19 protein-coding genes are annotated in these 25,431 nt (G+C 69.0%); 11 read left to right on the forward strand and 8 right to left on the reverse strand.

Annotated elements, in window-relative coordinates:
• The first annotated feature begins 40 nt into the window (after nucleotides 1–40).
• Complete coding sequence (gene polA / locus HEQ16_07440; protein ID MCO4053873.1) at nucleotides 41–3,052, forward strand: DNA polymerase I; 3,012 nt, start codon at nucleotides 41–43, stop codon at nucleotides 3,050–3,052.
• A gap of 81 nt (nucleotides 3,053–3,133) precedes the next feature.
• Here the strand turns inward: polA and HEQ16_07445 are convergent, their stop codons facing one another.
• From HEQ16_07445 to HEQ16_07460, 4 genes are all read right to left on the reverse strand, one after another.
• Nucleotides 3,134–3,757: an alpha-ketoglutarate-dependent dioxygenase AlkB gene (locus HEQ16_07445; protein ID MCO4053874.1), complete on the reverse strand. Its 624-nt coding sequence runs from the start codon at nucleotides 3,755–3,757 to the stop codon at nucleotides 3,134–3,136.
• Nucleotides 3,754–4,377, reverse strand: a complete 624-nt coding sequence (locus HEQ16_07450) for a 2,3-bisphosphoglycerate-dependent phosphoglycerate mutase (protein ID MCO4053875.1) — start codon at nucleotides 4,375–4,377, stop codon at nucleotides 3,754–3,756. The genes HEQ16_07445 and HEQ16_07450 overlap by 4 nt, the downstream gene beginning before the upstream one ends.
• A gap of 19 nt (nucleotides 4,378–4,396) precedes the next feature.
• Complete coding sequence (locus HEQ16_07455; GenBank protein ID MCO4053876.1) at nucleotides 4,397–5,200, reverse strand: 4-hydroxy-tetrahydrodipicolinate reductase; 804 nt, start codon at nucleotides 5,198–5,200, stop codon at nucleotides 4,397–4,399.
• Nucleotides 5,201–5,303: 103 nt separating this feature from the next.
• A complete protein-coding gene (locus HEQ16_07460; protein MCO4053877.1) occupies nucleotides 5,304–6,644 on the reverse strand; it encodes an aspartate aminotransferase family protein in 1,341 nt (446 codons plus the stop codon).
• A 287-nt stretch (nucleotides 6,645–6,931) separates the two neighbouring features.
• Between HEQ16_07460 and HEQ16_07465 the strand changes: the two genes are divergently transcribed.
• Nucleotides 6,932–8,554, forward strand: coding sequence for an EAL domain-containing protein (locus tag HEQ16_07465; GenBank protein MCO4053878.1), 1,623 nt, complete (start codon nucleotides 6,932–6,934; stop codon nucleotides 8,552–8,554).
• A 98-nt stretch (nucleotides 8,555–8,652) separates the two neighbouring features.
• The gene (locus HEQ16_07470; protein ID MCO4053879.1) at nucleotides 8,653–9,546 is read left to right on the forward strand and encodes a TIGR01459 family HAD-type hydrolase; all 894 of its coding nucleotides are present in this window, start codon (nucleotides 8,653–8,655) and stop codon (nucleotides 9,544–9,546) included.
• 12 nt (nucleotides 9,547–9,558) lie between these two features.
• Here the strand turns inward: HEQ16_07470 and HEQ16_07475 are convergent, their stop codons facing one another.
• Nucleotides 9,559–9,942: a response regulator gene (locus HEQ16_07475; protein MCO4053880.1), complete on the reverse strand. Its 384-nt coding sequence runs from the start codon at nucleotides 9,940–9,942 to the stop codon at nucleotides 9,559–9,561.
• A 217-nt stretch (nucleotides 9,943–10,159) separates the two neighbouring features.
• Between HEQ16_07475 and HEQ16_07480 the strand changes: the two genes are divergently transcribed.
• From HEQ16_07480 to mutL, 8 genes are all read left to right on the forward strand, one after another.
• The gene (locus tag HEQ16_07480) at nucleotides 10,160–11,149 is read left to right on the forward strand and encodes a bifunctional riboflavin kinase/FAD synthetase (protein ID MCO4053881.1); all 990 of its coding nucleotides are present in this window, start codon (nucleotides 10,160–10,162) and stop codon (nucleotides 11,147–11,149) included.
• 98 nt (nucleotides 11,150–11,247) lie between these two features.
• Nucleotides 11,248–12,966: a methyl-accepting chemotaxis protein gene (locus tag HEQ16_07485; GenBank protein ID MCO4053882.1), complete on the forward strand. Its 1,719-nt coding sequence runs from the start codon at nucleotides 11,248–11,250 to the stop codon at nucleotides 12,964–12,966.
• A 330-nt stretch (nucleotides 12,967–13,296) separates the two neighbouring features.
• A complete protein-coding gene (locus HEQ16_07490; GenBank protein ID MCO4053883.1) occupies nucleotides 13,297–16,350 on the forward strand; it encodes an isoleucine--tRNA ligase in 3,054 nt (1,017 codons plus the stop codon).
• The gene (locus tag HEQ16_07495) at nucleotides 16,350–16,838 is read left to right on the forward strand and encodes a signal peptidase II (GenBank protein ID MCO4053884.1); all 489 of its coding nucleotides are present in this window, start codon (nucleotides 16,350–16,352) and stop codon (nucleotides 16,836–16,838) included. The genes HEQ16_07490 and HEQ16_07495 overlap by 1 nt, the downstream gene beginning before the upstream one ends.
• Nucleotides 16,839–16,960: 122 nt before the next feature.
• The gene (locus HEQ16_07500) at nucleotides 16,961–17,554 is read left to right on the forward strand and encodes a hypothetical protein (protein ID MCO4053885.1); all 594 of its coding nucleotides are present in this window, start codon (nucleotides 16,961–16,963) and stop codon (nucleotides 17,552–17,554) included.
• Between the two features lie 389 nt (nucleotides 17,555–17,943).
• Complete coding sequence (locus HEQ16_07505; GenBank protein ID MCO4053886.1) at nucleotides 17,944–19,119, forward strand: insulinase family protein; 1,176 nt, start codon at nucleotides 17,944–17,946, stop codon at nucleotides 19,117–19,119.
• Between the two features lie 55 nt (nucleotides 19,120–19,174).
• Entirely contained in the window at nucleotides 19,175–20,443 is a 1,269-nt protein-coding gene (locus HEQ16_07510) for an insulinase family protein (GenBank protein MCO4053887.1), read from the forward strand.
• A gap of 8 nt (nucleotides 20,444–20,451) precedes the next feature.
• Nucleotides 20,452–22,296 carry a DNA mismatch repair endonuclease MutL gene (mutL, locus tag HEQ16_07515; protein MCO4053888.1) on the forward strand — a complete coding sequence of 615 codons (1,845 nt, stop codon included), beginning with the start codon at nucleotides 20,452–20,454 and terminating at the stop codon, nucleotides 22,294–22,296.
• A 12-nt stretch (nucleotides 22,297–22,308) separates the two neighbouring features.
• On the opposite strand, the gene HEQ16_07520 is transcribed toward mutL, so the two are convergent.
• Genes HEQ16_07520 through HEQ16_07530 form a run of 3 tightly spaced genes read right to left on the reverse strand, consistent with a single transcriptional unit; the run spans nucleotide 22,309 to nucleotide 25,375 of the window.
• A complete protein-coding gene (locus tag HEQ16_07520) occupies nucleotides 22,309–22,560 on the reverse strand; it encodes a hypothetical protein (GenBank protein ID MCO4053889.1) in 252 nt (83 codons plus the stop codon).
• Between the two features lie 11 nt (nucleotides 22,561–22,571).
• Nucleotides 22,572–23,132, reverse strand: coding sequence for a 16S rRNA (guanine(966)-N(2))-methyltransferase RsmD (gene rsmD, locus HEQ16_07525; GenBank protein MCO4053890.1), 561 nt, complete (start codon nucleotides 23,130–23,132; stop codon nucleotides 22,572–22,574).
• Between the two features lie 11 nt (nucleotides 23,133–23,143).
• Nucleotides 23,144–25,375 carry a pseudouridine synthase gene (locus HEQ16_07530; GenBank protein ID MCO4053891.1) on the reverse strand — a complete coding sequence of 744 codons (2,232 nt, stop codon included), beginning with the start codon at nucleotides 25,373–25,375 and terminating at the stop codon, nucleotides 23,144–23,146.
• Between the last annotated feature and the right edge of the window lie 56 nt (nucleotides 25,376–25,431).

Genomic DNA, 25,431 nt, shown 5'->3' on the forward strand with positions numbered 1-25,431 from the left:
TCAGCGGCAAATCCCGTGGACCGGGCGCGCCGGCCGCCTTATGGTCCGGACCATGAACGCGCCTGTCCAGACCTCTGCCAGCCTTGCTCCCGTCGCCGCCGGCGATCATGTCGTTCTGGTCGATGGCTCGGGCTACATCTTCCGCGCCTATCATGCGCTGCCGCCGCTGACGCGCAAGTCGGACGGGCTGCCCGTCGGCGCGGTGGCGGGCTTCTGCAACATGCTCTGGCGCCTGCTGCGCGACAAGATCGACGGCGAGAAGGCGACCCACATAGCGGTCATTTTCGATGCCTCGTCGGAGACCTTCCGCAACCAGATCTATGACGCCTACAAGGCCAACCGCACCGAGCCGCCGGAGGATCTGCGGCCCCAGTTCGAGCTGATCCGCGCCGCCACCCGCGCCTTCGACCTGCCCTCCATCGAGATGCACGGCTTCGAGGCGGACGACCTGATCGCCACCTATGCCCGTGTCGCTTCCGGGGCTGGCGCGAGCGTCACGATCATCTCCTCAGACAAGGACCTGATGCAGCTCATCGACGACAACGTCTCGATGTTCGACACGATGAAGGACAAGAAATTCACCGCCCCCGAGGTGGTGGAGAAGTTCGGCGTCCTGCCCGACAAGGTGGTGGACGTGCAATCGCTCGCCGGCGACAGCATCGACAATGTGCCGGGCGTGCCCGGCATCGGCATCAAGACCGCCGCCCAGCTTGTGGCCGAATATGGCGATCTCGAAGGCATCCTTGCCGCCGCAGCGGAGGGCCGCATCGCCCAGCCCAGGCGGCGCGAGGCGTTGGTGGAACATGCCGACAAGGCGCGCATCTCGAAACGGCTGGTGCAGCTCGATGCCCATGTGCCGGTCGCGGTGCCGATCGGAGACTTGCGCGTCATCGACCCAGACCCGCGCAACCTCATCGCCTTCCTGAAAGCGATGGAGTTCAACGCCGTCACGCGCCGCGTCGCGGAAGCCTATGACGCGGATGCCTCCGCCATCGATGCGGCGGCCGATTATGCGCGCCCCGGAGCGGGCACGAGCTGGGGCTCAGGCGTTGCCGGAGCTGCCGGGCCCGCCGGAGCGGCCACCGGCGCGCGAGCCGCCCATGCAGCGGAGGCGACGCAGGAGCCCCCCGCCCAGCGCCCCGGCCTGCCAGGATTCCTTGCCGAGCGCCATGCCGAGCTGGTTTCGGCCAAGGTCAAGGCGATGCCCTTCGACCGCGATGCCTATGAATGCGTCCGCACGGCCGACCGGCTGCGCGCCTGGGTCGCCGCCGCGCGCGAGGCCGGCGTCTTCGCTGTGGACACCGAGACGACCGACATCGACCGCATGAAGGCCGATCTCGTTGGCGTCTCGCTCGCTGTGGCGCCGAATCGCGCCTGCTACGTCCCGCTGATTCACCGGGGCGGCACCGACCTTTTCGGCAGCGGGCTCACGCCGGACCAGATCCCGGTCGACGAGGCGCTGGCCATCCTCAAGCCGCTGCTGGAAGACCCCGGCGTGCTCAAGATCGGCCAGAACATGAAGTATGACTGGCTGATCTTCGCGCGGCGCGGCATCGAGGTCGCGCCTTTCGATGACACGATGCTGATGTCCTATGTGCTGGATGCCGGGCTCAACCCGCATGGCATGGATCGGCTCTCGGAAATCCACCTCGGCCACACGCCGATAACCTTCGCTGAGGTTGCCGGCGCCGGCAAGGCCATGGTCACCTTCGACAAGGTGCCGATCGACAAGGCCACCGCCTATGCCGCCGAGGATGCCGACGTGACCTATCGCCTCTGGCAGGTCTTCAGGGCGCGGCTGGCGGCGAGCGGCCGCCAGTCGGTCTATGAGACGCTGGAGCGGCCGCTGATCCCGGTGCTGGGCCGCATGGAGCGCCACGGCGTCGCCATCGACCGGCAGATCCTGTCGCGGCTTTCGGGCGATTTCGCGCAGAAGGCCACGGCCCTCGAGGACGAGATCCAGGAACTTGCGGAAGAGCGCTTCAACGTCGGCAGCCCCAGGCAGCTGGGCGACATCCTCTTCGGCAAGATGGGCCTGCCCGGCGGCAAGAAGACCACGACCGGCCAGTGGGCCACCGGCGCCGGCGCGCTGGAGGAGCTTGCCGAGCAGGGCCACCCGCTGCCCGCGCGCATCCTGGACTGGCGCCAGCTCACCAAGCTGAAATCGACCTACACCGATGCGCTGCCGACCTTCCTCAACCCCGGGACGGGGCGAATCCACACCTCCTTCTCGCTCGCCGCCACCACCACAGGACGGCTCTCCTCCTCCGAGCCAAACCTCCAGAACATTCCGGTGCGCAATGCGGAAGGCCGGCAGATCCGCACCGCCTTCGTGCCCGAGCGCGGCATGAAGCTGATCTCCGCGGACTACAGCCAGATCGAGCTGAGGCTGCTGGCCCACATCGCGGACATTCCCCAGCTCACCCAGGCCTTCGCCGATGGGGTGGACATCCATGCCATGACCGCTTCTGAAATGTTCGGCGTGCCTGTGAAGGACATGCCCGGCGAGATCCGCCGCCGTGCCAAGGCCATCAACTTCGGCATCATCTACGGCATCTCGGCCTTCGGCCTCGCCAACCAGCTTGGCATCGGCCGGGAGGAGGCGGGCGCCTACATCAAGAAGTATTTCGAGCGCTTCCCCGGCATCCGCGCCTACATGGACGAGACCAAGCAGTTCGCGCGCAAGAACGGCTATGTCACCACCATCTTCGGCCGCGTCTGCCATTATCCGGACGCCGCCTCGCCCAACCCGCAACAGCGCGCGGCGGTGGAGCGACAGGCGATCAACGCGCCGATCCAGGGCTCGGCTTCCGACATCATCCGCCGCGCCATGATCCGCATGGAGCCTGCGCTCGCGGCAGCGCGGCTCAACCTGCGCATGCTGCTCCAGGTGCATGATGAACTCGTCTTCGAGGCGCCCGAGAGCGAGGTGGAGCGTGCCATTCCCGTGATCCGCAAGGTCATGGTCGAGGCGCCGTTCCCGGCCGTGAGCCTGAAGGTGCCCCTGCAGGTCGATGCGCGCGCCGCTGCCAACTGGGACGAGGCACATTGAGAAGGCCCCGTCATTCCGGGGCGGCGCAGCCGATCCTGAAACCCGGGCGGCGCGAGGCCGGCAGAGGTGGAGGCGCTGCCGTCAACCGACCTTCGTCACGCGGCGCATGGTCAGGTTGATCCGTCCGCCTTGCGGCAGCAGCGTCGAGGTGCCGGGCACGATGCGGTCGATGCCATGGAAGGCGAGGCGCGCAGGCCCGCCGAAGCTGAGCAGATCGCCCGATTGCAGCTTCACCGAGGCGGCCCTGCCCCCGCGGGTGGTTCCCCCCACGCGGAAAACGCCCGTGTCGCCCAGCGAAACCGACAGCACGGGTGCGGCGAATTCCTCCTCGTCGCGATCCTGGTGCAGCCCCATCTTCGCGGCGCTCTCGTAATAGTTGACGAGGCAGGCCTCCGGCGGATGCGGGAAGCCGGCCAGCGCCTGCCAGGCATCGAGCAGAACCTGCGGCATGGGCGGCCAGGGTTCGCCAGTTTCGGGATGGCGCGGCTGATAGCGGTAGCCCGCCTCGTCCGAGACCCAGCCCAGCGCCCCGCAATTGGTCATCTTCACCGAGAACGGCTTGCCGGTGCGCGGCATGCGCGGGGTGAAGAAGGGCGCCAGCCGCGCCACGCCGCGCAACGCCTCCACCAGCGCCTCCTGCGCCGGCCTGTCGAGCCAGCCGGGGTAGTGGACGACGCCCGGCGCGATCTCGACGCGGGCGCTCACCCCTTGAGGATGGCCTTGGACGCCACCGATGTGTCGGCGTTGAGCCGATAGACGATGGGCTCGCCGGTCGCGAGTTCGACATGGACGATCTGCTGCGGCGTCAGCCGGTCGAGCACCATGATCAGCGCGCGCAGCGAGTTGCCATGGGCCGAGACCAGGACGCGCTGCCCGCCCATCACCCGCGGCAGGATGTCGGTCACGAAATAGGGCAGTGTGCGGGCCACCGTGTCCTTGAGCGACTCGCCGCCCGGGGGCTGCACGTCATAGCTGCGCCGCCAGATGTGAACCTGTTCGTCGCCATACTTCGCCGCCGTCTCGGCCTTGTCGAGGCCGGAGAGGTCGCCATAGTCACGCTCGTTGAGCGCGATGTCGCGGATGGTCTGGAGCCCCGGCTGGCCGAGTTCATCGAGGATCAGCGCGCAGGTCTTCTGCGCGCGGCTCAATTCGGAGGTGAAGGCGAGGTCGAAGCCCAGCCCCTGCGCCTTGAGCCGCCTCCCGCCGGCCCTGGCCTCCTCCACGCCGAGCGCGGTGAGGTCAGGGTCCTTCCAGCCGGTGAACAGGTTCTTGAGGTTCCATTCGCTCTGGCCGTGGCGGCAGAGCACGAGCAGGCGTTCGGTCATGGCTGTCTCCGGAAAACAATTAGTCGTTGAGGCCGAGCACGTCGTCCATGCCGTAGAGCCCGGGCTTGCGCCCGCGCGCCCACAGCGCGGCGCGGATGGCCCCGCGCCCGAACAGGCTGCGGTCCTCGGCCTTGTGCATCAGTTCGATGCGTTCGCCATCACCCGCAAGGATCACGTTGTGCTCGCCGATCACCGAGCCGCCCCGCAAGGTGGCGAAGCCGATCGTGCCCTTCTCGCGCGGCCCGGTCAGCCCGTCGCGCACGGCCACCTTCTTGTCCATGAGCGCCACGTTGCGCCCTGCGGCGGCGGCCTGGCCGAGCAGCAGCGCGGTGCCTGATGGCGCGTCGACCTTGAGCCGGTGGTGCATCTCCAGCACCTCGATGTCCCAGTCGTCGCCCAGCGTCGCGGCGGCCCGCCGCACGAGCCCGGCCAGCAGGTTGACGCCAAGGCTCATGTTGCCGGACTTGACGATGGTGGCATGGCGCGCCGCGGCATCGAGCCGGTGCAGATGCCTGTCCTCGAAGCCTGTGGTGCCGATGATGTGCGCGATCCGCGCCTGCGCCGCGAAGGCCGCGATGGTGCACGAGACGTTCGGCGTGGTGAAGTCAAGGATGCCGTCCGCCTCGGCGATGGCGCCCAGCGCGTCCTCGGTTATGGGTACGCCATTGGGCTTGATGTCCGCCATCACGCCCGAATCCTGCCCCAGCAGGGGCGAGTCGGCGCGCTCCAGCGCGGCATGCAGCACCACACCCTTCGACTCCTGCACCGCCCGCACCAGAGTCCGGCCCATTCGCCCGCCGGCGCCGACGACGACAAGTCTCATCGATGTGGTCATGCAAGCTCCTGCCGGTGACGACGCCTGTGTCTAGTGTGCAGGAGCGGCAGGGGCAAGCGGCGGGCAGGGGGTGAGGGGCGGGCGGCGCCGATCAAGCCACCGCCCGGATCGTCCTGCGCACTTTCTCCACCACTTCGTCGATCTGGCTATCGGTGATGATCAGCGGCGGGGTCAGGGCCAGCGTGTCGCCGGTGTAGCGCAGCATCAGCCCTTCGCTGTGGAAGGCGTGGTCCATCGCCGCGAAGCCGCGCTTGGTCGGGCCGTCCGCATGGGGCTCGAGGTCGATGCCCGCGACGAGCCCGAGCGTGCGGATGTCGACCACGTTCGGCTCGCCCTTCAGCGTCATCAGCGCGTCGGCCCAGACGGGCTCGAGATCGCGCGCGCGCTCGAACAGGCCTTCCTCGCGGTAGATGTCGAGTGCGGCGAGCGCAGCGGCCGCAGCGAGCGGATGGCCCGAATAGGTGTAGCCGTGGAAGAGCTCGATGGCGTGGTCCGGCCCGTTCATGAAGGCATCATAAATGCCCTTGCGCACCAGAACGCCGCCCATCGGCACGGTGCCGGAGGTCACGCCCTTTGCGAAGGTTATCATGTCGGGGATGACGCCATAGCGCTCGGCGGCGAAGGCATGGCCCAGCCGGCCGAAGCCGGTGATGACCTCGTCGAAGATCAGCAGGATGCCGTGCTTCGTGCAGATCTCGCGCAGCTTCTGCAGGTAGCCCACCGGCGGGGGAAGCACCCCGGTCGAGCCGGCCATGGGCTCGATCATGACGGCTGCGATGGTGGAGGCGTCATGCAGGGTGACGATGCGCTCCAGCTCGTCGGCGATGTGCGCGCCCCATGCGGGCTCGCCCTTGGTGAAGGCCTGCTTCTCGCGGTTGTAGGTGTGCGGCATGTGGTCGGCGCCGGCCAGCAGCGAGCCGAAGAACTTGCGGTTGTTGACGATGCCGCCAACCGAGATGCCGCCGAAGCCGACCCCGTGATAGCCGCGCTCGCGCCCGATCAGCCGCGTCTTGGAGCCCTTTCCGGTGACGTTCCAGTAGGCGATCGCGATCTTCAGCGCCGTGTCGGCAGCCTCGGAGCCCGATCCGGCGAAGAAGACATGGTCGAGATCGCCCGGCGCCAGCGCCGCGATGCGGGCTGCGGCGGCGAAGACCTTGGGATGGCCGAACTGGAAGGACGGCGCGTAGTCCAGTTCCTCGGCCTGGGCCTGGATGGCGCGGATGATCGGCTTGCGCGCATGGCCGGCATTGCAGCACCAGAGCCCGGCCGTCCCGTCCATGATCGGCTTGCCCTCGGCGGTGTAGTAATGCATGCCCTCCGCCCGCGAGATCATCCGCGGGTTTTTCTTGAACGAGCGGTTAGCCGTGAACGGCATCCAGAACGAGTCAAGATCATTGGGCTGTTCGGCGGCGCTCGGGATCGTGGGGGGCATGGTGGGCTCCTTGTCGGCGCGTCAAAGGCCGGGCGCGCATGTGTCCGGCGTCGATCTCATGGCAGCCTAGCAGCACCCGCGCCCAAGTAAACTCGCGGGCCGCACATGCAGCCCCCCCAACGTTGCGCTTGGGGCAATCGGGCAGGATGGGAGGCCATTCAGCCTGTTCCAGGTCAGCGGAGCCATCAGCCGGCCTGTCGACAACAGGCGCATTCGCGTAAATCCTTATGCAGATGATTCGGGGCATGGGCACAGGGCCCGGCCTTCCAGTGAAGACGAGGTCCCGCATGGCCGCCCTGCCAAAGCTCAGCGCGCTCCACAACGAGGCAGCCCTGCGCGCGCCGCTTTTGAGCACGCTGACCGGCATCGCCGCTGCCGTCGGCCTCGCCATCGCGCTTCCTCCTTCCTATGCGGCGGCGGCCTCGGTCGCGACCATGGGGCTTGCCTCGCTGTCCGCGCTTCTGGCGCTCGATGCGCGTCGCCGTGAGCAGGCCGATGCGCTGGCCCGGAATGTCGGCGAGCTCAACGTGCGTCTGGCGGCGGCCCGCATCAAGCTCGACTCGCTGCAGGCCCGCACCGATTCAGAGCCCCTGCGCCAGGCGGATTTCGCGCCCACCCGCGCCGCCCTCTCCGAACTCACGGCCGAGGTCGGGCTGCTGGGCGGGGTGCTGCGCGATGTCGCCACCGCCGTCTCCGAGCATGAGGAGAAGCTCAGCGGCTTGCCGGCGGAGGAGGAGAAGGCGCCATCGCCGCGAGACGGGGCTTCCCTCGCCGCCACCCGCGAGAGCCCCGCCGCTGGACAACTTGTCGCGCAGCCCGCCGCGCAGGTCGATGCCGACCTGCGCAAGCGTGACGAGGTCCGCCTCGCCGCGCTGAAGGAGGCCTTCGCGGCCGGCGGGCTCGAGATTCATCTGCAGCCGGTCGCCTCGCTACCGCAGCGCCGCACGGTGGGCTACGAGGCGCTGGCGCGGCTGCGCATGCCTGATGGCGCCCTTCTGCAGCCGGCCGAATTCCTGGCGGCGCTGGAGCGGGCCGGTCAGGGCGCCAATCTCGATGCGCAGGTGCTGACCCAGGTCCTCGCCATTGCCGGCCATCTCAACGGCAAGGGGCTCGACCACTTCATCTCGCTCAACCTCTCCCGGGGCACCTGGGCGGAGTCCCGCGCCCTTGGCTCCATCGCGCGGGTGCTGGACACCTACCGCGCGCAGTCGGCGCGGGTCGTGATCGAGATCCCGCAGCGCGTCTGGCGCTCGCTCGATCCCACGCGCCTCGGCATCATCGGCGGCATGGCGGCCGGCGGGCTGCGCTTCGCCCTCGATCAGGTCACAGATCTTCGCCTCGACCCAGCAGCCCTGTCGGATCGCGGCGTGCGCTTCGTCAAGGCGAGCGCGCCGGTCCTCGCCGGCCTGACGCAGGGCTCCTCGGGCCTCGACATCGACGCCGGCGACCTTGCCCAGCTGCTGCGCCGGGCGGGCGTCGAGTTCATTGGCGAGCGCGCCGAGACCGACCGGATGGTGGCCGACCTCATCGATCTCGACATCCGCTTCGCGCAGGGCTTCGCCATTTCGCAGCCGCGCGCGGTCAAGCCCGAAGCGTTCCAGCCGGCCACGACGCCGGCGGTCGCCACGGGTTCGGCCGAGGCGCTGGTCGACAACCTGCCCATGAACGCGCGTCCCGCGCCGCCCCGCGTCGCGGCCCAGCCCGTGACCCTGGCTCAGGGCGAGCGGACCATGCAGGGCAGGGGGGGCGCGCAAGCAACTGTCCAGAGCGCGCCTTCGAGCGCGCAAGCAACTGTCCAGAGCGCGCCTTCGGGCGCGAAAGCAACCGTCCAGAGCGCGCCTGCGGGCGCGCAGCCGGATCTGCCGGTGCGCGTGCCCTTCCGTGCCGTGCTGCGCCGGGCCAACGGCTGAGGCCGCGCGGCTCAAGTTGCAGCATGGCCTGGCCGGCTTGACGGCGGCGGCCCGCTCGGCCACTGACCGCGAGCCGCATCCTGCCGCTGGAGCCTGCCATGCCTGACTTGTCCGCTGCCACCGCACATGGCGTTGCCGCAGCGCCCCGGCTGGTTGACGGCTTGCGCGAACTGGCTGGCGGCATCGACGTGCTGCTGTGCGATGTCTGGGGCGTGGTGCACAATGGCCAGAGCGCGCACCCTGCGGCCTGCGCGGCGCTGGAGACCTATCGCGCGGGCGGCGGGCTCGTCGTCATGGTGTCGAATTCTCCGCGGCCCTCGCCCGATGTCATCCCCCAGCTGCTTGGCTATGGCGTGACCCGGTCCTCCTTCGACCGCATCATAACCTCCGGCGATCTGACCCGCCAGATGATCACAGCCCGCGCCGGCCAGCCGCTGCTGCATCTGGGCCCCGGGCGCGACCACACGCTGTTCGCTGGCCTTGATGCCCCGCGCGCCGGCGTGGAGGATGCAGAATACTGCGTCTGCACCGGGTTCGCCGACGACGAGAGCGAGACGCCGGACGACTATGCCGCCATTCTCGCCGCAATGGCCGCGCGCGGGCTGACGATGATCTGCGCCAATCCTGATCTCATCGTCGAGCGCGGCCATCGGCTGATCCCCTGCGCGGGGGCCATGGCGCAGGTTTACGAGAAGCTGGGCGGGGAGACCATCTACGCCGGCAAGCCGCACCGCCCCGTCTATGAGCAGGCGCTTGCCATCGCCGGCGAACTGCGCGGCGGCCCCGTCGATCTGGCGCGCGTCTTGGGAATCGGCGACGCGATCCGCACCGATGTCGCGGGAGCGCATGGCATCGGCGTGCGCTCGATCCTGCTGCTCGATGGCATTCACTGGGGTGATGTCGGCCGCCAGGACTGGCGCGACCACCATGGCGACTGGCTCAGGGCCCAGCCTTTCCAGCCGACCTATGTCATGCCGCGCCTGAGCTGGTGAGACCGGCCCTTCTCAGACGCCGCAGACCGCATCGATCTTCGACTTCAGCGTGTGCGCGTTGAACGGCTTGACGATGTAATTGCTCACGCCGGCCTTCTTGGCGGCGATGACGTTCTCGGTCTTGGATTCAGCCGTGACCATGATGAAGGGCGTGTTGCGCAGGCCGTCATCGGCGCGCACCTGGCGCAGCAGCTCGTAGCCCGTCATCGGCTCCATGTTCCAGTCGGAGATCACGAGGCCGTACTTCTTCTGCTTGAGCTTGTCGAGCGCGGCGCCGCCGTCCGCAGCGTCGTCGACATTCTCGAAGCCGAGCTGCCTGAGCAGGTTCTTGATGATGCGCACCATGGTCTGGTAATCGTCCACGATCAGGATCGGCATCGATGTGTCAAGAGCCATGGCTCACTCCGTGCAGTGCATGACCCTACGTTCTCGGACCATCGGCCCAACTCGCCCCACCAGGCAGGCCTTCCCTGTGCAGATACGCCCCCGCGGTTGATATCGGGTTAAGTGCCTGTCGCGGCGCGGCTCCGGGCAGGTTCCGCCGCGCGCCCCGCGCTTGACGCCGCGCCCTGATCGCGTCACCAGCCCTCAGCGCCAACCGGAAGACAACAGCGTGTCGAGCGAACTCTCCCCCCTTGCAGCAAGTGCGCTCACGGCCTGGACCGGGGAGGGCGCAGCGCCCGCGCCCCTGCGCGGCGCGGTGGTGGCGATCGGCAACTTCGACGGCGTCCACCTCGGCCACAAGGCGCTTCTGGTCGAGGCGGCGAGGCTTGCGGCGGCTCAGGGCCGTGGGACGAAATCTGGCGGGGCTGAACGCCTTGCGGTGGGGCTGATCACCTTCGAGCCGCATCCGCGCAGCGTCTTCAGGCCGGATCAGCCCGTATTCCGGCTCACCACGCCGCTGATGCGGCGCATCCTTGCGGCGGAGAATGGGTGCGAGGCCATCGCCGAGCTGCCGTTTGACAAGCCCTTCGCCGCCCGCAGCGCCGCCTCCTTCATCGATGAGCTGCTGCTTGGACAGATCGATGTCGCCGGCGTCGTCATCGGCGGGGACTTCGCCTTTGGCCGCAGCCGCGAAGGCGATGCCGACATGCTGCGGGATCGGCTGCGGGCGGCGGGCCGCTTCGTTTCGGTGGCCGCGCCGGTGCTGGACGGGGAGGGTGGCGTCGTCTCCTCCTCGCGCATCCGCGATGCGCTCGGGCAGGGCGATGTGGCCCGGGCCAATGCGCTGCTCGGCCACCGCTGGCGCATCGCGGCCGAGGTCGTGCACGGCGACAAGCGCGGCCGGCTCCTTGGCTATCCCACCGCCAACATGGCGCTGCCGCCCGACAATCGGCTGCGGCACGGCATCTATGCGGTGCGCCTGCGGATCGACGGCGCCTGGCGCGGCGGCGTGGCCAGCTTCGGCCGCCGCCCGACCTTCGACGATGGCGCGCCGCGGCTCGAGAGCCATGTATTCGATTACGCCGGCGATCTTTATGGACGCACCGTGGAGGTCGAGTTCGCCGGCTGGATCAGGGGCGAGCTGAAGTTCGATTCGGTGGATGCGTTGATCGCCCGCATGGATGCCGATTCGCTGGTCGCCCGCGGCATGCTCGGCTAAGCCCTGACCTGCGCGCCGGGCGGCCTGCCGCCGACTCGTTTGCAGAACGTTAACTGTAATCGCCCCATGCTCCGCGTCACTGTGGAGACTGTCGGTTCATGAAGCGGCCTGTTGTCTCGGGTATGTCGCTGCACGTCAGGATGGCGCTCGGCGTGATCCTGCTGATCATGGCCAGCGCGGCGTGCCTTGGCGCGCTTTCCGTGTCGATCGTCAATTCCAGCATCATGAGCAGCGGCTTCCAGGCCCAGAACAACGCTATGAAGCTGGCTGCGCACCTGATGCGCACCTCCCAGCCCGGCATCGAGGTTCTGCATTCTCCGCTTGGCGTGGACCGCATCCGGATGCCCGCTGTCGAGGGCTTCTCCGATCATCGCCTTGTCGACACCGTGGCCCAGATCCTTGGCGGGAAGGCCACGATCTTCCGCTGGGACCCCGAGCGCGGCGATTACGAGCGCATCAGCACCTCCGTGCGCAGGCCCGATGGCGGGCGCGCGGTCGGCGGCCATCTCGGCACGGCGGCTCCGGCCTTCGCGGCGGTGCGTTCCGGCCTGCTGTATCTGGGCGAGACCAGTCTGCATGGCGTCGCCTATCTCGATCAGTATGTGCCCATCGTCACGCCCAACGGCGCGGTGAGCGGCATCCTCAATGTCGGCGCCCGCAAGTACGAGTTGCAGGCGATGGCCAACGGCATCGACAGCGCCATCATGATCGGCTCGGCCTTCCTGGCTTTGCTTGGCGGCGCGGTCGGCTTCATCATGATGAGCCGGAGCCTGAACCCGCTCGGCCCGCTGGCCGGGTCGATCCGCGAGCTGGCGCGCGGCAAGCTCTCCAGTATGGTGGGTTATCGCGACCGCAAGGATGTCTTCGGCGACATGGCCCGCTCCATCGAGCTGCTTCGCGCCTCGCTGGTCGAGAAGGAAATGATGACGGAGGAAGAGGCCCGCCAAACCAGCGAGCGCATGCAGCGCGCCGAGCACATCGCGGATGCCGCGCGCCATCTCAACCAGTCCGTGGAGCAGTCGGTGTGCAGCGTGCTCGAGACCACCACGCTGCTGCGCGCCAATGCCGAGCAGCTCCGGCAGGCCGCCGACATGACAGCCTCGCAGCTCGGCGCGGCCTCGGCGGCCTCGGCCGGGTCCGCCGACAGCGTGCGGATTGCGGCCGCCGCCGCAGACCAGCTCAATTCCGTGATCGCCGACATTTCCCACCAGATCAGCCAGGGCTCCTCGGTCACCGCCGAGGCCGTCGCTGCCATGGACACAACGCGCGAACTTGTCGGCATCCTCGCCGCCTCATCCACCCGCATCGGCGAGGTGGTGAAGCTCATCACCTCCATCGCCGAGCAGACAAACCTGCTCGCGCTCAACGCCACCATCGAGGCCGCCCGCGCCGGCGAGGCGGGGCGCGGCTTCGCCGTGGTGGCGCAGGAGGTCAAGCAACTCGCCAGCCAGACCGCGCGCGCCACGGACGAGATCCGCCGCCAGGTCGCGGAAATGCAGGGCGCCACCCACCAGGCCGTCGGCGCCATCGGCGGCATCGGCGAGACCATCGCCATGATCGACCGAATCACGATCTCCATAGCCGGCGCGGTCGAGCAGCAGGGCGCCGCCACACTGGAAATCGCGCGCTCGATCTCGGACGCCGCAAGCTCCAGCGCCGAGATGACCAACGCCATCGTCGCCGTGGACCAGGCCTCCAAGCGCAGCGCCTTGAGCGCGGCGGGCGAGCTGGATAGCGCAGCCGAAACGGTGATGCGCAATGCCGACATGCTGCGCCAGGCTGTCGGCCAGCACATCTCCACCATCAAGGCGGCCTGAGGTCGAGACGGCGCTTCGCCTTGGCAAGGCCGGCGCGAAGCTGCTACAGGCGCGCCATGGAAAGCGCCTTTCGCCTCGCTTCGCGAATTATGCGCCCGGCCCCTCGCGCCTGAACGGCGCCGACGGGCCGGGATGATCGACGGCGCCGGCTCGGCCCCGCAAGTCCATGCACGCAGCACTTTCCATCCAGCCCTTTCCATCCAGCCGATTCTTGCAACAGCCGATTCTTGCAACAGCCGCCCCAATGGCCCATGAGAGCGCTGATCCCGGCGCAGCCCGGCGTTACGGGCCGCCTCTGGTCCATGAGCGCGGCAGACAAGCGAAAAGACCATGACGGACGTTCCTGACACACCCGCCACGCGCGACTACTCGCAGACGCTGAACCTGCCGCAGACCGGGTTCCCCATGCGCGCGGGCCTGCCCAATCTCGAACCGCGCCTGCTTGCCCGCTGGCAGGAGACGGGGCTCTATGCCCGCCTGCGCAAGGCCGCCAGGGGCCGCGACCGCTTCGTGCTGCATGACGGACCGCCCTACGCCAATGGCGACATCCACATCGGCCATGCGCTCAACAAGATCCTCAAGGACCTCGTGGTGCGCGGCGCGCAGATGGCGGGCCATGACAGCAACTACGTGCCCGGCTGGGACTGCCACGGCCTGCCCATCGAATGGAAGATCGAGGAGCAGTATCGCGCCAGGGGCAAGAACAAGGACGAGGTGCCGATCATCGAGTTCCGCAAGGAGTGCCGCGCCTTCGCCGAGCACTGGGTCGGCGTGCAGCGCGAGCAGTTCAAGCGCCTCGGCGTCGAGGGCGACTGGGACAAGCCCTACCTGACCATGAGCTACCCCGCCGAAGCGCAGATCGCGCGCGAGATCATGAAGTTTGCCACCAACGGCCTGCTCTATCGCGGCTCCAAGCCGGTGATGTGGAGCGTCGTCGAGCGCACCGCGCTGGCCGAGGCCGAGATCGAATACCACGACTACCAGAGCGACATGGTCTGGGTGGCGTTTCCGGTGCGCAAGTATGGCTCTGCGGTGGGCGTAACTGGTATTCTCGGAATTGGGGAATCGGTGCTGGATGCATCCAACGCGCGTCAAGCGCTTGAAAGCGCCTCCATCCTCATCTGGACCACCACCCCCTGGACCATCCCCGGCAATCGCGCGATCTCGTTCAATAACAGGATCGGCTATGGTCTTTATGAATTGACCGGGCTGCTTGATGGCAGCTTCGCCACGCTCGGCAAGCGCTACATCGTCGCCGACAAGCTAGCAGACGAGGTGTTCGGCAAGGCGAAAGCCGTTGCGACCCGGCTGATGGACGTTCCTGCCGACCTGCTTGGCGGCATCACCTGCGCCCACCCGCTCGCCGGCGAAGGCTACGATTTCGACGTGCCCCTGCTCGACGGCGACCATGTGACCGATGATGCCGGCACCGGCTTCGTCCACACCGCCCCCGGCCATGGCCGCGAGGACTTCGACATCTGGATGCGGGCGGATACGCAACAGATGCTCCGCGCCAAGGGCATCGACACGGCCATCCCCTACACGGTGGACGCCGATGGCACCTACACGAAGGACGCCCCCGGCTTTGCGGGCAGCGCCGTCATAACCGGCAAGGGCGAGAAGGGCGACGCCAACGAGGCCGTCATCAAGGCCCTGATCGAGGCCGGAAACCTCTTTGCCCGCGGCCGCCTCAAGCACCAGTATCCGCACAGCTGGCGCTCGAAGAAGCCCGTGATCTTCCGCAACACGCCGCAATGGTTCATCGCCATGGACAAGCCGTTCATGGCAGGCCAGACCCTCCGCGACGCCTCGCTCGCCGGCATCCGAGCCACGCAATGGGTGCCGGCCTCGGGCGAGAACCGCATCCGCGGCATGATCGAGGCCAAGCCTGATTGGGTCGTCTCGCGCCAGCGCGCCTGGGGCGTGCCCATCACCGTCTTCGTGGCGAGGCGGGACCTGCCGGCCCACGGCCTTGGCGAAGGCGAGATCCTTCGCGACGAGCGGGTGAACCATGCCATCGGCGAGGCTTTCGAGGCCGAAGGCGGCGACGCCTGGTTCGCCAGCGCCGACGGCAGCCGCTTCCTCGCACCGTTCGGCTTTGCCGCCGCCGACTTCGAGAAGGTCAATGACGTGCTCGATGTCTGGTTCGATTCAGGCTCGACCCACGCCTATGTGCTGGAGGATGCCGCGCATTTTCCTGATCTGGCCGGCACGCGCCGCAAGGTCGATGGCGGGCGCGACACGGTGATGTATCTCGAAGGCTCGGACCAGCATCGCGGCTGGTTCCACTCATCTCTGATCGAGAGCTGCGGCACGCGCGGCCGCCCGCCTTTCGATGTGGTCCTCACCCATGGCTTCACCATGGACGAGAAGGGCCAGAAGATGTCGAAATCGCTGGGCAACGTCGTCGCGCCGCAGAAGATCATCGCGGAATCAGGCGCCGACATCCTGCGCCTGTGGGTCGCCTCGGTGGATTACTCGGACGATCAGCGCATCGGGCCCGAAATCCTCAAGACCATGCAGGAAACCTACCGCAAGCTGCGCAACACCATCCGCTGGATGCTGGGCACGCTCGCCCATTTCGACGAGGCGGCCCGCGTCACGGATGCCGCCTCCATGCCCGAAATGGAGCGGCTGATGCTGCACCGGCTGGCTGAACTCGACGTCCAGGTGCGCGCCGCCTACGCCGCCTATGACTACAAGCGCGTGGTGGCGCTGCTGGCGCAGTTCATGACGGCCGATCTCTCGGCCTTCTATTTCGACGTGCGCAAGGACGCTCTTTATTGCGATCCCGCATCCAGCCATGTCCGCCGCTCGTCGCTCACCGTGGTCGATCATATCTTCCGCTGCATCGCGGTCTGGCTTGCGCCCATCCTCGTCTTCACCGCCGAGGAAGCCTGGCTCGAGCGCTATCCCGCCGTGAAGGAAGCCGGCGGCTCTGTGCATCTGGAAACCTTCCCCGACGTGCCGGCCTCGTGGCGCGACGAGGCGCTCGATTCGCGCTGGGAGGCGATCCGCCGCGTGCGGCGCGTCATCACCGGCGCGCTCGAACTCCAGCGCGCGGCCAAGGTGATCGGTTCTTCGTTGGAGGCCGCTCCGGAGCTGTTCATCGCCGATCCCGGGCTGGCGAGCGCGCTGGCGGGGGTCGACCTCGCCGAGATCGCCATCACCTCCGGCATCACCCTGACTGCCGGCGAGGGGCCGGCCGACGCCTTCCGCGTCGAGGACGTCAGGGGCGTGGCCGTGCGTTTCCAGCCGGCGGGCGGCATCAAATGCGCCCGCTCCTGGCGGTATTTCGACCCCGCCACGGCTGACCCCTCCTATCCCGACATCACCCCGCGCGACGCCATGGCGCTGCGCGAGCTTGGCGTGACGACGGCGTGATGGCTGCCTCGCCCGCACGCTTCGGTTCGGTGGTGGCGGCCTGCGTCTTCCTCGCCGATCAGCTCTCCAAGCTCTGGATCCTGTTCTGGGTCCGGCTGGAGGACACCGGGCCCTGGGTGCTCGCGCCCTTCCTCGAATTCGTGATGGTCTGGAACCGGGGCATTTCTTACGGGCTGTTCCAGCAGTCGAACGATCTGGGTCGCTGGGCGCTGGTTGGGCTTTCGATCGCGGCCTCGATCTGGCTTTCGCTCTGGCTGCGGCGCTCGGCACGGCGCAGCGAGGCGCTGGCGCTGGGCCTCATCGTGGGCGGAGCGCTGGGCAATGTCATCGACCGGATCGCATATGGAGCCGTGGCGGATTTCGTGCATCTGCACTGGGGAGCGTGGAGCTGGTATGTCTTCAACATCGCCGATGCCGCCATTGTTGTCGGGGTGATCCTCTTGCTGTATGACACGCTGATATTGGATCGTGCGGCGCCCGGCGGTTGAGCAAGCCTTGACGGCGCCATGTTTGGCTGCGAGGCATCCGCCGGTCCGGATCGATTGAACGAGGATGGATCGCGATGCGTCTTGGCGGGTCTTCTGTTTGCATGGTGGCTATGGCTCTTTCGATGGGCTTTTCGGCTCCGGCCATTGCCCAGGCCGATGGCTTCGGCGGCGCGCTGTTCTCGGCGATTGGCCTGACCGCGCCCGAGCGCCCCGCCATCGAGTATCGTGATCGTCCGCCGCTGGTGGTGCCGCCCCGGTCCACGCTGCCCGCGCCCCAGGACGCGGAGACGCGCCGCAACAGCGTAAACTGGCCCAATGATCCCAACAGCACGCGCAGCCGGGAGTCGCGCGCCGCGACGCAGGCCGCGCTCGCCGAGGAAAAGATCCGCCGCGGCGACACGCAGGCTCGCCTGAGCGGCGAGGAACTCACCCGCATCCGCGCCCGCGGCAACCGCGCCAGCTTCGACGCCTATGACCAGCAGGCAGGCTCGATCCACTACACCCCGATGCAGATGATGCGCGAGGCCGACACCCGCCGCGCCGCCCAGGCCGAGATGCCTCTGGGCGTCGAGCCGCCGCGCCGCTCGCTCACCGATCCGCCGACAGGGCTGCGCGCCGCCACCCAGCGTGTGCGTGCCGAGCGGGAGGCCCCGGCCGACAGCATCGCCGACAAGCGCGACGGCGGCGCCCGCGATTTCGCCACGCGCGGACGCTGAGACGGTTCGACAGGCGGCCGCGATGGCGCGGCCGTGGGCAGCAGTTTGTGCACATTTTTTGGCCTGGCTGCGTCTGGCGATCCCTTGCAGGGGCTTGCCAGCCATGCCCGTTTGGGTTGAAATGCAGTTGTTAAGCTCTGGTTAGGCAAGACGAGCCTGCCGGAGGGCGTGGGTTTTTCCTGGGTCCATGCCGCGCTCACGCATTCCTGACCACCTTCGCCCTTGCACCTGGCGCTCCTGCAATCGATCCCATTGCCTTGCGGCTCATGCGCCGCGCTCAACAGATGTGAAAGTCCTTGGACAAGCCAGCCACCGCCACCGCCTTCCACCTCGCCAACGGCCTTCAGGTCGTGGTCATTCCTGACCGGCGCGCGCCGGTCGTCACGCACATGGTCTGGTATTGCAACGGCTCGGCCGACGATCCGGTCGGCAAGTCGGGGATCGCGCACTTCCTTGAGCATCTGATGTTCAAGGGCACGGCGCGCTATCCGGCCGGCGTCTTCTCGAAGACGCTCGCGGCCCTTGGCGGGCAGGAGAACGCGTTCACCTCCTATGACTACACCGCCTATTTCCAGCGCGTGGCCCGCGAGCATCTCGCCGCCGTGATGGACTATGAGGCGGACCGCATGACCGGCCTCGCCTTCGACGAGGATGTGGTGGCGCCCGAGCGCGATGTCGTGCTCGAAGAACGGCGGATGCGCGTCGACGCCGACCCTGGCGCGCAGCTTTCCGAGGAAATGACCGCCGCGCTGTTCACGCACCATCCCTATGGCCTGCCGATCATCGGCTGGGAGCATGAGATTTCCGATCTCCAGCACGCCGATGCCTTCGCCTATTACCGGCGCTTCTACACGCCCGACAACGCCATCCTCGTGGTGGCGGGCGACACCGACGTCGATGAGGTGCGGCCCCTCGCGGAGCGCATCTACGGGCCGATCGCGCCCACGGGCGCAGCGCCCGTGGGCCGACGCCTCGTCGAGCCCCCGGCGCGCGCCGCCCGCACCGTCACCGTGGCCGATGCCCGCGTGCGCCAGCCGATCCTTTATCGCCAGTTCGCCGCGCCGAGCTATGGCAGGGCAACCGGCGATGAAGCCTTCGCGCTGGATCTGGCCCTCGACATCATGGGCGGCGGCGCGACCTCCCGGCTCTACCGCGATCTGGTCGTGGAAGGGGGCGTGGCCTCCAATGTCAGCGGCTCCTACTGGGGCTCGATGCTGGATTCAGGCCGCATATCGCTCTCGGCAGTGCCCAGCCCTGGCGTCACGCTGGAGGCGCTCGAGGCCGCGCTGAACCTTGCCGTCGAGCGTTTCCTCGCCAGCGGCCCGACGGAGGCCGAATTGCGCCGCTCGCGCACGCGGCTTGTGGCCGACACCATCTATGCGCGCGATAGCCAGTCGAGCCTTGCGCGGCTCTACGGCTCCTCCCTCGCGGTCGGCGACAGCATCGAGGATATCGAGCGCTGGCCCGAGCGGCTCGAAGCCGTCACCGCCGGGCAGGTCGTCGCTGCGGCGCGCGCCCATGTCGATCTCAGGCGCGGCGTCACCGGGCGCCTGATGAACGCCTGATGCCCACGGGGGCACGGCAGCGCCACCCTCAAAGCCATCATTCTGGAAGTCCGTCATGAACGCGCATGTGAAGACAGGCCCTCGCATCTCGACTGTGACTGCCGATTGCGGGGTCACCGCCTGGCTGGTCGAGGACCGCAACCTGCCTCTGATCGCGCTGGATTTCGCCTTCGTCAACGGCGCCGTCCATGATCCCGAAGGCAAGGCCGGCGCGCTGAATCTCGTCTCTGGGCTGCTTGACGAGGGCGCAGGCGACATGGACGCCGAGGCCTTCCAGAACGCGCTCGCCGATCATGCCATCGAACTCAGCTTCTCCACCGACCGCGATGATTTCCGGGGTTTCCTCAAGACCCTTTCGCAGCATCGCGGCGAGGCGTTCCGCCTCCTGGGCCTCGCCCTGCAGAAGCCACGCTTCGACGATGACGCGGTGGCGCGCGTCAAGGCTCAGGTCAGCGCCGGGCTGCGCCGCGAGCAGCAGGACCCTGACGCGATCGCGCGGCGCATGTTCTCGCAGCTTGGCTTCGCCGGCCACCCCTATGGCAACCAGGCCCGCGGCTCGCTCGACAGCGTGGCTGCGGTCACGGGCGCGGACCTGCGCGCGTTGACCGGCCGGCTGTTCAACCGCCAGGCCCTGCGCATCGTCGCGGTGGGCGACATCGGCCCCGCCGAGCTGGCGGCCGCCCTCGATGCCGCATTCGGGCCTCTGCCGGCGGCCTCGCAGCTTGCGCCCGTGGCCATGACCAGCCTCGGCCGGCTCGGCCATGTCGAGATCGTGCCGATGGATGTGCCGCAGACCGCGCTGCGCTATGGCGCGCCCGGCCTGTTCCGCGAGGACCCCGACTTCATTGCCGCCGAAATCGTCAATCACATCCTTGGCGGCTCGGCCTTCACCTCGCGCCTGTTCATGGAGGTTCGTGAGAAGCGCGGCCTTGCCTATGGCGTGTCGAGCGCGCTGGTGCCGATGCGCCACGCCGCCTTCCATGCCGGCGGGACCGCCACCAAGAATGACCGGGTGGCCGAGTCGCTTGAGGTGATGCGCGCCGAGATGCGCTCGCTCGCCGCCCATGGCCCGACGGCCGAGGAGCTGGCCGCCGCGAAGGATTACCTGATCGGCTCCTTCCCGCTGCGCTTCGACACCTCCAGCAAGATCGCCAGTCAGCTCCTCTCCTTCGCGGTCAACGGCCTCGAGATCGACTATACCGTCAAGCGCAACGACCTGTTCCGCGCCGTGACGATGGAGGATGCGCGCCGCGTCGCCGGGCGCCTCTATGGCGAGGACCGCCAGCTGGTGATCGCAGTCGGGCAGCCAGTGGGCCTGGGTTGATCCCGGCCATGGCCGCCCTGGCCGTCCGTCGCCTCGAGCCGGTCCTCGTCGATCAGATCGCCGCCGGCGAGGTCATCGAGCGGCCTGCCGCAGCCGTCAAGGAACTGGTGGAGAACGCGCTGGACGCCGGGGCGCGCTCCATCGACATCGTCATCGAAGCGGGCGGCCGCCGGCTGATCCGCGTCGTGGATGACGGCGCGGGCATGTCGCCCGATGATCTTGTGCTCGCGGTCGAGCGCCACGCCACCTCCAAGCTCCCCAGCGGCGATCTCTTCGCCATCGCCACGCTGGGCTTCAGGGGCGAGGCCCTGCCCTCGATCGGCTCGGTGGCGCGGCTCGACATCGTGACGCGGCGGGCGGGCGCGGCGATGGGCTCGGCCATCACCGTGGAGGCGGGCGCCAAGGGCGAGGTGCGCCCGGCCGCCGCCGCGCAAGGCACGCGCATCGAGGTCACCGACCTGTTCTTTGCGACGCCCGCGCGGTTGAAGTTCCTCAAATCGGACCGCTCCGAGGCCCTCGCCGTCGCCGAGATGGTGCGCCGGCTGGCGCTGTGCCATCCGCATGTCCGCTTCACGCTGTCGGGCGATGGCCTGACCCCCTTCCAGTGCCCGGCGGAGCAGCCCGGCGAAGCGGGCCGCCTGTCTCGCCTCGCGCGCATCCTCGGTCGCGACTTCCCCGACAATTGCATCGCGGTGGATGCCGCCCGCGAGGGCTTCCGCATCCATGGCGCTGCGGGCCTGCCCACCTTCCACCGCGCCAGTGCGCAGGCCATCCACCTGTCGGTCAACGGCCGACCGGTGCGCGATCGCCTGCTCACAGGCGCAGTGCGCGGCGCCTATGCCGATGTGCTGGCTTCCGACCGCTGGCCGGTTCTTGCGCTCGACATCGCCTGCGAGCCGCGGCTGGTGGATGTCAACGTCCATCCGGCCAAGACCGAGGTGCGCTTCCGTGATCCGGCGCTGGTGCGTGGCCTCATCATCGGCGCGCTGCGTGAAGCCATCGCGAGGGCAGGCCATCGCGCCGCCACCACGGGCGGCGCGCGCACGCTCGCCGCCATGCGCGGCCTCTTCCAGCCCCACAGGCCGGCTCCCGGCTTCGGCTGGAACGGCATGCCGCCGCAGCCACTCCCGGTTCCCGCGCAGCCGGGCCAGCCGGCAGCCGGCTTCGGCGAGGGCGGCGCTTATGGCGCAGCGCCGCGCTTGCCTGATCTGGGCCAGCTTGGCCAGCCCTCCGCCGATGTGCGGGCCGATGGAGAGGCCATGGCCGGGCGCATCGACCGGCCGCTGGGCGCGGCGCGGGCGCAGCTGCACGAGACCTACATCGTGGCGCAGACGCGCGATGGCGTGATCCTGGTCGATCAGCACGCTGCCCATGAGCGACTTGTCTATGAGCGGCTCAAGGCTGCGCGGGCCGGGCGCGGCATCGCGCGGCAGTTGCTGCTGGTGCCTGAGGTGGTGGAGCTTGACCCGGTCGAGGCTGACCGCCTGACCGCTTCAGCCGAGGAGCTTGCCGGGCTCGGCCTCGTCATCGAGGCCTTTGGGCCCGGCGCAATCCTGCTGCGCGAGGCGCCGGCTGAACTGGCGGGCGGCAACCTGCGCCGCCTTGTCGAGGATGTCGCCGCCGCTCTGGCGGAAGGCGGGACCGGCGCCATCGAGCAGCGGCGCGACCATGTGCTGGCCACCATGGCGTGCCATCATTCCATCCGCGCCGGCCGCCGCCTGCGCCCCGAGGAGATGGACGCGCTGCTGCGCGAGATGGAGGCGACCGCGGGCTCCGGCCAGTGCAACCATGGCCGGCCGACCTATGTGGAGCTGAAGCTCGACGACATCGAGCGGCTGTTCGGGCGACGCTGATGCCGTCCCCAGCTAGCCGGCGAGAAACAGGTCATGCGCGTATTTCGCCGCGATCGCCAGCGCCGAGAGCGCTGTCGCCAGGGCCGCGCGCCGGTTGAGGATCTGCGAGCGCTTCATCGCCGTGACGATGCGGTTGAAGTCCTGCGCGTCGAGCTGTTCCTTGATGCTGATGCGGCGCACCATCGCGCCCGAGGCGCGCCACCACAGCACCGCCGCAGCGAGCGCGCTGACGAGGGCGACGACATCGAGGATGGTTGCAAGCATGGCGCGCGCTTTCAGACGGGGGAAAGAAAGCGCACGCAGCTTTCGCCATAGGCGCGCTCTTCCGTCATGGAAAAACCGGCAGGGAGGGTGGGCGTTGCATCGGCCGCCTCTTCCCAGAGAACGAGAGCGCCGGGCCGCAACCAGCCTCCCTCGCGGGCCGAGGCCAGCGCCAGTTCGCCAAGGCCCTTGCGGTAGGGCGGATCGCAGAATGCGAGATCGAACGGCTCCATGCCGGAAATGGCTCCCAGGCGCGTAGCGTCGCGGCGATAGACGCGCGTTGAGCCACCCAGCCCGAGCGCTTCCTGGTTGGCCCGGATCAATCCGCGCGCCTCCGTGCCGTCATCGACCAGCAGCGCAAAGGCTGCGCCGCGCGATATCGCCTCGAAGGAGAGGGCGCCGGTTCCCGCGAAAAGATCGAGCACCCGCGCGCCCTCGAACGCGATGCCCGGCCTGTGCGCAAGGATGTTGAACAGGCTCTCGCGCATCCTGTCCGAGGTCGGACGAATGCCGAGCGTGCCGGGCCTGGGCCCGGCCAGGCTGCGTCCGCGCAAGGTGCCGCCGACAATCCGCACCGCTCACACCGTCAGGAGCGCGGCTTGCGCGGCCCGCGCGGCTTGTCGTCACCGCCGCGAGCGGGGCTGCGCGCGGGACCGGAGCGACCCGGCCCGCCGCGCGATGCGCCATCCTTGCCGAAGGGCTTGGCGCCAAAGCCGCCGCCCTCCTTGCGCCCGCCCTCGCGGAAGCCGCGCTGCGGCCTGTCGCCGTCTGGACGCGGCCGGAAGCTGCGTTCCTCCCCAGAGCGCGGAGCGCGGTCTTCAAACGCCTTGCGCGGAGCGCGGTCTTCAAACGCCTTGCGCGGAGCGCGGTCTTCAAACGCCTTGCGCGGAGCGCGGTCTTCAAACGCCTTGCGCGGAGCGCGGTCTTCAAACGCCTTGCGCGGAGCGCGGTCTTCAAACGCCTTGCGCGGAGCGCGGTCTTCAAACGCCTTGCGCGGAGCGCGGTCGTCGAAGCTCTTGCGTGGAGCGCGGTCGTCGAAGCTCTTGCGGGGCGGCCTGTCGCCGAAATCCTGGCGTGGCCCACGCGGCTTGAAGCCCTCGCCCGCGCCGCGTGCGCCGCCGTCGTAGCGCGGCTTGAAGGGCCTGTCGCCACCGGCGCGCTCTGGCCGGTCGCTGGGTCCACGGGGCGGACGCCCCTCGGGATTCGCTCTTGGCGAACGCCCCTCGGGATTCGCTCTTGGCGGACGCGACTGGACATCGCCCCTTGGGGCGCGGGCGGGCCTGCGGTCCTCGCCGCCCTCCTCGGTGCGGGGCCGCCGGAAGGGGCGCTCCTCGCCGGATGGCGCAGCGAAATCGGCGCGGGTGTAGCGCGGCTTGCGCGGCAGGTCGGGGGAGGGCCCGCTGACGCGCTCGACCGTGATGCGGCGCCCTTTGGGGTCCTCGATGGGCCTGGCGCGGACGCGCTCGCGTCCGCCGGCCGCATCGCGCGCGGCGCGTTCGCTGCGTTCCTCGCGCGGATCAGCGCCGCGACGCGGGCCGGTCCGGCGTGGTTTGAGGCCGGTCGTCTCCTCGTCGCGCCAGATAGCGCCACGCCCTTCCTCGGCGCGCAGCAGGATGTCGCGCGGCGCGTCGCCGCCTTCCTCCCGGGCGCGATGATAGGCGCCTTCGCGGCGGGGACGGGCGGGCTTTTCGGGCGTGCGACCCTCCGGCGTGCGTTCGCGGTCGAAGCGCTGGCGCGGGCCGCGCTCCTCGCGCCCTGCTGCCGCGGGGCGGCCACGGCCGCCGCGCGCGTCCTGGCGCGGCTCCTCATGCGGATGGGGCCGGTCGAGCCGGTTCTCGTTGCGCACCGGCGCGTCGAAATCCACGCCTGCAATGCTGGCGAGCTGGTCGCCGAGCTGGTCGCGGAGCACGCGGGTGCGCACCTCCTCGACCTCGCCTTCTGCAAGGTCGCCGAGCTGGAACGGCCCGAACGAAATGCGGATGAGCCGGTTCACCACAAGCCCGAGATGCTCGAGCACGCGCTTGACCTCGCGGTTCTTGCCCTCGCGCAGATCCACCGTGAGCCAGGTGTTGTCGCCCACCTGCCGGTCGCGGGTGGCGATGACAGCCCCGAAGTTCTCGCCGTCGATGGTCACGCCGCCGCGCACGGCATCGAGCTTGTCCTGCGTGATCTCGCCATAGGCGCGCACGCGGTAGCGGCGCAGCCAGCCGGTTTCGGGGTGCCCGATGACGCGGGCGAGGCCGCCATCATTGGTCAGCAGCAGCAGGCCCTCGGTGTTGATGTCGAGCCGGCCGACCGTGATGACGCGCGGCAGATCCTCCGGCAGCGTCTCGAACAGCGTGGTGCGGCCCTCGGGATCATGGTTGGTCGATACGAGGCCCGACGGTTTGTGATAGAGCCACAGCCGTGTGCGCTCGCGCGCCGGCAGCGCCTCCCCGTCCACCGTGATGCGCGCATCCGGCGCCACATCCAGCGCGGGCGAAGCGATGCGCTCGCCATTCACCGTGACGCGGCCCTGTTCGATCATCTCCTCGGCCTCGCGGCGCGAGGCGACGCCGGCGCGTGCGATCACCTTGGCGATGCGCTCGACGCCGCCCTCCTTCTCGGGCGAGGCCAGCCGCTCGGGCCGGCCTTCGCGCGGCAGGAAAGGCCGCCGCTCAGGGCGCGAGGATGAGCGCGGACGCTCTGACGCGGCGCGCCCGGGCCGGTCCTCGCGCGCGCGGCGGGGCTGGCGCTCGCCATCCTCGCGGCGCTCGCGCGGCGGACGCTCCGCTGCCCCCGGCGCGTCGCGGAAGCCCGAGGCATCCTGCGCGCCCACGGGCCTGAAGCCTGACGGCCTGTAGCTCTCGCCACGCGGTGCGGCCCGGCCTTCGC

It is taken from the genome of Bosea sp. (in: a-proteobacteria) (assembly GCA_023910605.1).
In the GTDB taxonomy this organism is placed as follows: Bacteria; Pseudomonadota; Alphaproteobacteria; order Rhizobiales; family Beijerinckiaceae; genus Allobosea.